The following is a 6633-nucleotide window of genomic DNA, read 5'->3' as shown; positions in this document are numbered from 1 at the left end:
AACGAAACCCTACTGGTGTGGGGGCGTTCTTAGGGCGATAAGTGAATTTCACCACAGAGGTCAAAGTGGCGCTTCGCGCTGCACCGAGGGTAAATATTGTTGTAGGAGATGGCTTTAGCCACGAATGATTTAACACTAGTGACAGAGTTAATCACCGTAGGCGTTGAGCTTGCTGACACGTGTGGTTTGTAGGTTGGGCGTTAGCCCAAAAAGTGGTATCACCTTGGCTGATGGTTCTTACTGCTAACTTTTGTCGGGATAAATCCGCGACCTACATTAAAAACCTTGTTCAAGGTTTTTTGCCAGATTGCTGGCGGCAACCAAGGGGCGGCTGCCGCCGACCGCCCCTTGGAACCCCACGGCGCCCCGAGCATCACGCTTAATCCTTCAAATAATTAATTGATGTGAACGTAAACGGCGAAGATAGGTCGTCCATGACCGAGTTTCGCCTTACCGCGCATCCATGCGCGATATTACTCATCAATTGCTTATTTTCAGGGCGTGATGACGGGGGAGGGTGTTAACCGTGAGATTGGTGTTTGGTCTTGGCAAGAAGCAAGACCTGACCCTCAGCATTTCTTTATTTGCTCTGACCAAAAAATAGCCGCCATCTTCAGGCACTTGCTCAAAGTAATCTAAATCAAAATACCCAGCATCAGCGAGTAATAACGTATCTTCAAGTGTGTGACTACCTGGTAAAAAGGCTCGCTCAGTTTCAACGTCAGGACGAATATCTATTTCGCAGGGCTGCTCATTAAATAGGTCATAGGTAACATGCAACTCAATTGCGGCAGGACTTATAGCAGTAAAGCGACCAGCAAAAACCTGCGCTAATTCATCATGTAGAGCAAATGAAGAGCCATCTTGCAATAACACTCGCTGTATTCCTCGCTGGGTAAAAAAGGTTTTATCCAGCGTGTTTTCAGTCAATTTAGACATCGCTTGAATAACGAGCTCGCGGACGAGCTCAGTCAAGGCTGGTTTTCGGATTTGATTATGAAAAGGTTTATAACTGATTGTGCAATTAGCCTCGGTTCGCAGGTTCTGATGGATATCTGACAAGTTAGCGTCTTGCAGGCAGGATAGGCTTTTGAATAGAGCTTTGAGTAGAGAAGCGATCGACAGGCAACGGTGTCGAACTTGAAATCCAGAGGCTTTTGCAAGCTCAATGAGGTGTTTTTCTGAGATAAGGGCTTTTAATTGATTTGAAACTTGGTTAATCTGCATGTGAACTCTGTTTTTGGTCATGTTTTTATTGGCATAACTATTTGATCATTAACAGATTTCAAATTCAAGTTTTCTTAAGATCCAACCTATGAAAGTAGCTATGCAATTCTTAATTTAAATATTTTATTGATGTTGTGTATTGGGTACAATTAACTTACAAATAATTAAAAATGTAAAATATTATGGGATTTCTAAAAAGTACAACATTTGTTATTACTATGCTTCTTTTATCGGCGTGCTCTATGATTCAAGAAAAACATGTAGATGGACAGAGCATAAGTAATTCTGAAGGAATAATTGTTACAAATTTAATTTCAAATACAGATGAAGTTGGTAATATATTTGTTCCTCATTTAAAATATATAGCGGTTTACCAAGGAGAAAATAATGATGCAGGTATTTCAAAAAAGGTAGAGTTTACACCTGATAAAAATGGCGATCATAATATATTCAAACTTCCTGTTGGTCACTATAAATGGTGGAAAATTATATTTGGTAACCATTACTTCCTATTAGACAAAAATGAAGGCTTTGAAGTCAAAGAAGATACTGTTACTTACATTGGTGATTTAAAAACTATCATAGACTATGGGTTTATGAGTATCAGCGCTGAAAATAATGTTATTGATAACCAAGCAGAAATCACTCAATTCTTGTTAAAGAACTACCCAAAACTAATGAATGAAAGAGTTTTCGAGAAAAAGTTAACTGTACTGGAATCTATTTAAGCGTAAAATTTTTTCTCGCATAATGTTTTTTTAGGTCAGGCTTTAGCCTTAAAGTATTTTATTTGAATGTGTCGGGATAAATCCGCGACCTACATTAGAAACCTTATTCAAGGTTTTGTCGCGCTGGCGACGGCAGCCAAAGAGGGGCTGCCGCTGACCCCTCTCTGGACACTCTGTAGGAGCTGGCTTTAGCCGCGAATGTTTTCCACCCGAGCATCACGCTATTTCCCTCAAATAATTAATTGATGTGAACGTAAGCGCCGTGTAATCGCCATCCATGGCGAAGTCACGGCTTTCATTTCATCCATGAAATGAAATTACTCATCAATTGCTTATTTTCAGGGCGTGATGACGGGGGAGGGGTGTTAAACGTGAGATTGGTGTTTGGTCTTGGCAAGAAGCAAGACCTGACCCTCTGCATTTTGACCCCTTTGGGTTTCCTTGGGTTTATTCGGCGATATCGAAAGCTGTCGGTAGGTTGAATACATTAATGGTTGAAGATAAAAAGGTTAAATTACAATACGAAAAACTTCGAGATGGTTTGATATCTGAAGTTAAGATTTGACTCTTCGTCATTTCGTTCATTCTAAATCTTTAATATAAATAAAAAACCTACCGCTCGATAGGTTTCAAAAAGGAAATTTAAAATTAGCTATCTTCGATAACAATAGTACAGGCTGCAGGACTTTCACCAGTCATACTTATCACTGCCGTATAACCGTTATGACTCTCATCGTAAATGCCATCATCAGAGTAGTGCTTTTTTGTTTTATCAGCCGCTTTATATGCATCTTTAGAGCTACTATAAGGAGTTCTACTATGCTGTACTTTAAAGTAATTCTCTTTATTTGCTGGTGTTGCGGACATAATTGCCCAACCTGATTGATTATCAGAAATTTCAATGCTTATAGTAATATTTGAACCAGCACCTTTAGCATGAACTCCTGCTTCCCAAAGATCTCCCGGGCTAATTTTGTTGCCACCATCAACATCTCGTAAACTACCATGATCAATATAATAATCTACACTTATTGTTGATTTTGTTGCATTCCTTACACCCACAGCCAAATCGTTACGATCTTTATTGCTACCAAAAACACTAGAAATCAGCTGATTAACATCAATATTAAAATTAGTATCGGTACTCATAATTTATTTCTCCATTGTTAATAACTATTTCATGATTAAACAACATAAAATGTGTTGTTTATAAAATGTTAGGTTGTTTGATCTGGGATATCTATTACACATTATTACACCAAATACTTAATTGGCTATAATTAGGGTGTGTAGATTAAAAAACACAAGTACAAAGATTCGTCAGGGTCACCCACTAGAAATTTCCGGTCAAGCAGGCAGCTGTGTTTTCTTGATCTTTTTATTCAAAAAACCAAGAAACCCAAGGAGTCACCCATTTGGTTTTCGTGATTTTTGCAGTTTTTTTATACATTTATTTACAATGAATTGACATGAATTCTTGTACCTAAAAAAACTTTAGTATTTAATGAAGTTCTATCCTTTTGTTGCTCATTGCTCGTCAATGGTATGGCAAAGATGAGGAACGGAAGGCCCATTAGATTACTTTTCACATCGGAAGTGGTTTTATATTATGAAGATCAAAATTTTAAGTTTAGCTATATCGGCTGTATTGTTAACCGGCTGTGGGGGTTCTGATAAAAAAAGCACACCGACCGAAGTCCAAAGTGTGTTTGAGATCCAGCCATTAATGACGGTTACGGGCAAGGAAGATAGCCCATCAGCTATAGTCATTAATGCCAATAAAGTCCCTGATGGCGCTGAGGCCATAGTTTTAGAATTAGTAGATCAACCTACGCTTGGTGAAATAGCGGGCACATACCCAAATTTAAGCTATGTGCCGGTGGCAGACCAATTTGGTGACGATACCTTTAGCTTTAAACTAAAAAAAGGCACTAAAGAAAGTAGTACGGTAAAAGTTAATATTACCCTTGCGGCTGTTAACGATGCGCCAGTAATTACAGGAACTCCAGCTGCTGCTGTGCAAGCGAATGAAACGTATCATTTTGCTGCCGCTGCTTCAGATATTGATTCGCAGCAATTGAGTTTTAGTATTGACAATAAACCTGATTGGGCGACGTTTGATACCGTAACGGGAGTATTAAGTGGTATGCCTTCAAATCAGCATGCAGGTACAACCAGTGGTATTGTTATTCGTGTCTCAGATGGTGAATTTGAAGCTGCTTTACCTGCATTTGATATTGAAGTGATTGCAGTATCTTGGGTTAAACTCGGTGATTTACCGGGTTTTGAAGGTGCGCATTTAAATGTCCAGTCAACCAGTGATGATCTGTATGCAGTGACACATAACTTTGCGATTGCTGCTGCTTCTATATGTGCAAGTGCCGAACCGAGCGCTCCGAGGTTGTCACATTGGGATATTGCACAAAATAGCTGGCAAAAACTGAGCTCACCGCAATCGAGTCGTTATTATTATCAATTAGAGCTTGTTGATAAAAAGCTTTATCTCTTTGGTGGCACCGAGGCATGTTCAAGTGAGGCAAATGCACAAGCTAATATGGAAGTGTATGATACACAAGAAAAAACCTGGCAGGCGTTTGCAGCACCGATCTTTGCGCCGTTTATTAATCCACTACAAGCGAGTTGTTCATTTAATGGTGAGGTCATTGCGTTTTCTAAAAATGGTCAACAGCAACGCCTTAATCGTTTAAATACAGTGGACAACAGCTGGCAAGCAACAGAATTACCTGAGAGTTTGAATGAAATACAGCATTGTTTTAGCAAAGGTGATGCGCTTTTTGTTATCCAACGTCAATACGAGCAATTACTGTTAAGTCAATTTGATGTTGCAACACAAAGTGTTTTAAATTCAGAGTTAATTCCTGATTTTGCAGCCGGTGTTTATTATGACACTACACTTACAGGTAATACGTTATACCTGTTAAGTGCAAAAAACTTTGTGCAATTTGATTTTGATTTAATGCAATGGAAAACGCTTACCGCTAATCCGTTTGCGGTTGAGGTGCAAGATACGACTAGCTATTATTTACGTGATTTTAAAACGGTTGCCTATGGTAATACTCTGCTGTCGGTTGGTGGCGCTTATACCAATTATTATGGTAAAGCCATATATCAATATATCCCGCAATAATTTATATCCATAAAACTGATTTAAAGGGCTCACAGAGCCCTTTTTTATTGCTGATTTGCCTTATTAATTAAAAATTAAGCGTCTAGCGATGTAGAGCAAAGTGGTCACCCATTAGAAAGTTCCGGTCAAGCAGGCAGCTGTGCTTGAACTTTTAATTCAAAAAACCAAGTATTCTTATTTTTTAAACTCAATTTTATTGACCACTACATACGCACCTAGTAATGACGGCAAACCATGAGGCTCTCTCAGGACCTGAGCCTAAGTATTTCTTACAACTTAAGGATTTTGCAGTCTCTATCAGCGCCGTAATGAAAGTCGTCATCCCAAGCAATATAGTCACTAATTTTATTTTGGCTTTTCCGGTTAGCGTAAGCTCTATCTATCGTATTAAAGTATAAAACTTCGGGTTCTTTAAAGTGTGGGTGTGAATTTTGTAAATATCGAACACAGTAGCTTATGTTGATCATATCCAAAATAATCTGCTTACCAATCTCAGCATCTAAATTTGGTATGCGCCCTTGCTCAATATCAATAACCAGTTGTAATGTTGAAGCTGCACCTAAACTAAAGGTGATGAGCTGTGGAGAATCAAACTTTTCATACACATAGCGCTCATAATCGTCGCGGATACCGTTGTCATTTTGATCAACACCGTCCAGCGTTTTATAGTCGTCAGGGTGTTCAAGCGGTAAATCTGGGGTTAGATAAAATAAATCTTTAATTTTTTGCCAACTACTGTGGGGGGCGGGTTCGTTATTCTCATTCCAGTAGCGGGCAAGGTAGTAGTCGGGTCCGTGTTTTACAAGGCTGCCGGCTTGATACACTTTGTTTGTTTGCCACTTTTCTATCACGGTATTTTGCAGCCAAATCCAACCATCCCAATGGGGTTTATTTTCTATTGGTTCGACGCCCTTTACCCAAAAAGCGGCGATAAATAAACTATCGTTATGAGTGACGACATCACCGACTACATAGACAGAGTCGGCATTCCATGGTTGATGGTTGGGTTGAGTATCGGTTAAATTTATATTGTTAGCTTCAGAGTTAAGCTGAAAAATATTTGTCGCGTAAGCGTGCAAACAAAAAAGTAAACTAACGATGATTATTAATTTAGCCATTGCAAATTCCTTTTAATTGGAGTTCCATTACTTCTTCAAATTAAGTTTACTTATTAGGTAAATGCAAGTCTAAAGGGTTGAGTATTTTAAAATAATTACTGAATTTGTAGGTTGGGAATAGTTTAACGAACCCCAGTGGATTTTGATTTCACTTATAGATCTAGCTTTAGAGCGAGAAAATGAATGTCACCACGGAGAACACATAGGTGCATCGCGCCATGGCCTCTCGTTTAAAGCTGTACTTTTTACTTCTGGTAAAGTCATTACCTTCATGGGTTTAGGTATTTAGAGTTTGTCGCGAACAAAACCCTTCTTGAAAAGAATTACTCATCTATTGCTTATTTCAGGACGAGATAACGGGATAATAGTGTTAAATGTATGACTGTAGTTTTGTCATGGCACAACACAACAC

5 protein-coding genes are annotated in these 6633 nt (G+C 38.8%); 2 read left to right on the top strand and 3 right to left on the bottom strand.

All coding sequences use genetic code 11. The features are described from left to right. Positions 1 to 480 precede the first annotated feature (480 nt). Positions 481 to 1227 carry an IS4 family transposase gene (locus tag H5162_RS05615; RefSeq protein WP_182777923.1) on the bottom strand — a complete coding sequence of 249 codons (747 nt, stop codon included), beginning with the start codon at positions 1225 to 1227 and terminating at the stop codon, positions 481 to 483. 242 nt (positions 1228 to 1469) lie between these two features. Between H5162_RS05615 and H5162_RS05610 the strand changes: the two genes are divergently transcribed. After that, entirely contained in the window at positions 1470 to 1955 is a 486-nt protein-coding gene (locus H5162_RS05610) for a hypothetical protein (RefSeq protein WP_182759541.1), read from the top strand. Positions 1956 to 2603: 648 nt separating this feature from the next. Here H5162_RS05610 and H5162_RS05605 read toward each other — a convergent pair. Continuing rightward, the gene (locus H5162_RS05605; protein WP_182735732.1) at positions 2604 to 3104 is read right to left on the bottom strand and encodes a hypothetical protein; all 501 of its coding nucleotides are present in this window, start codon (positions 3102 to 3104) and stop codon (positions 2604 to 2606) included. Between the two features lie 460 nt (positions 3105 to 3564). On the opposite strand from H5162_RS05605, the gene H5162_RS05600 reads away from it, so the two are divergent. Beyond that, complete coding sequence (locus H5162_RS05600; protein WP_182777921.1) at positions 3565 to 5103, top strand: Ig-like domain-containing protein; 1539 nt, start codon at positions 3565 to 3567, stop codon at positions 5101 to 5103. Positions 5104 to 5372: 269 nt separating this feature from the next. Here H5162_RS05600 and H5162_RS05595 read toward each other — a convergent pair whose 3' ends face one another. Beyond that, positions 5373 to 6221: a chitodextrinase gene (locus H5162_RS05595; RefSeq protein WP_182735730.1), complete on the bottom strand. Its 849-nt coding sequence runs from the start codon at positions 6219 to 6221 to the stop codon at positions 5373 to 5375. Positions 6222 to 6633 lie beyond the last annotated feature (412 nt).

This window comes from Pseudoalteromonas sp. SR41-8, assembly GCF_014163915.1.
Lineage (GTDB): Bacteria > Pseudomonadota > Gammaproteobacteria > Enterobacterales > Alteromonadaceae > Pseudoalteromonas > Pseudoalteromonas rhizosphaerae.
This window is presented reverse-complemented; position numbering and strand designations above follow the sequence as displayed.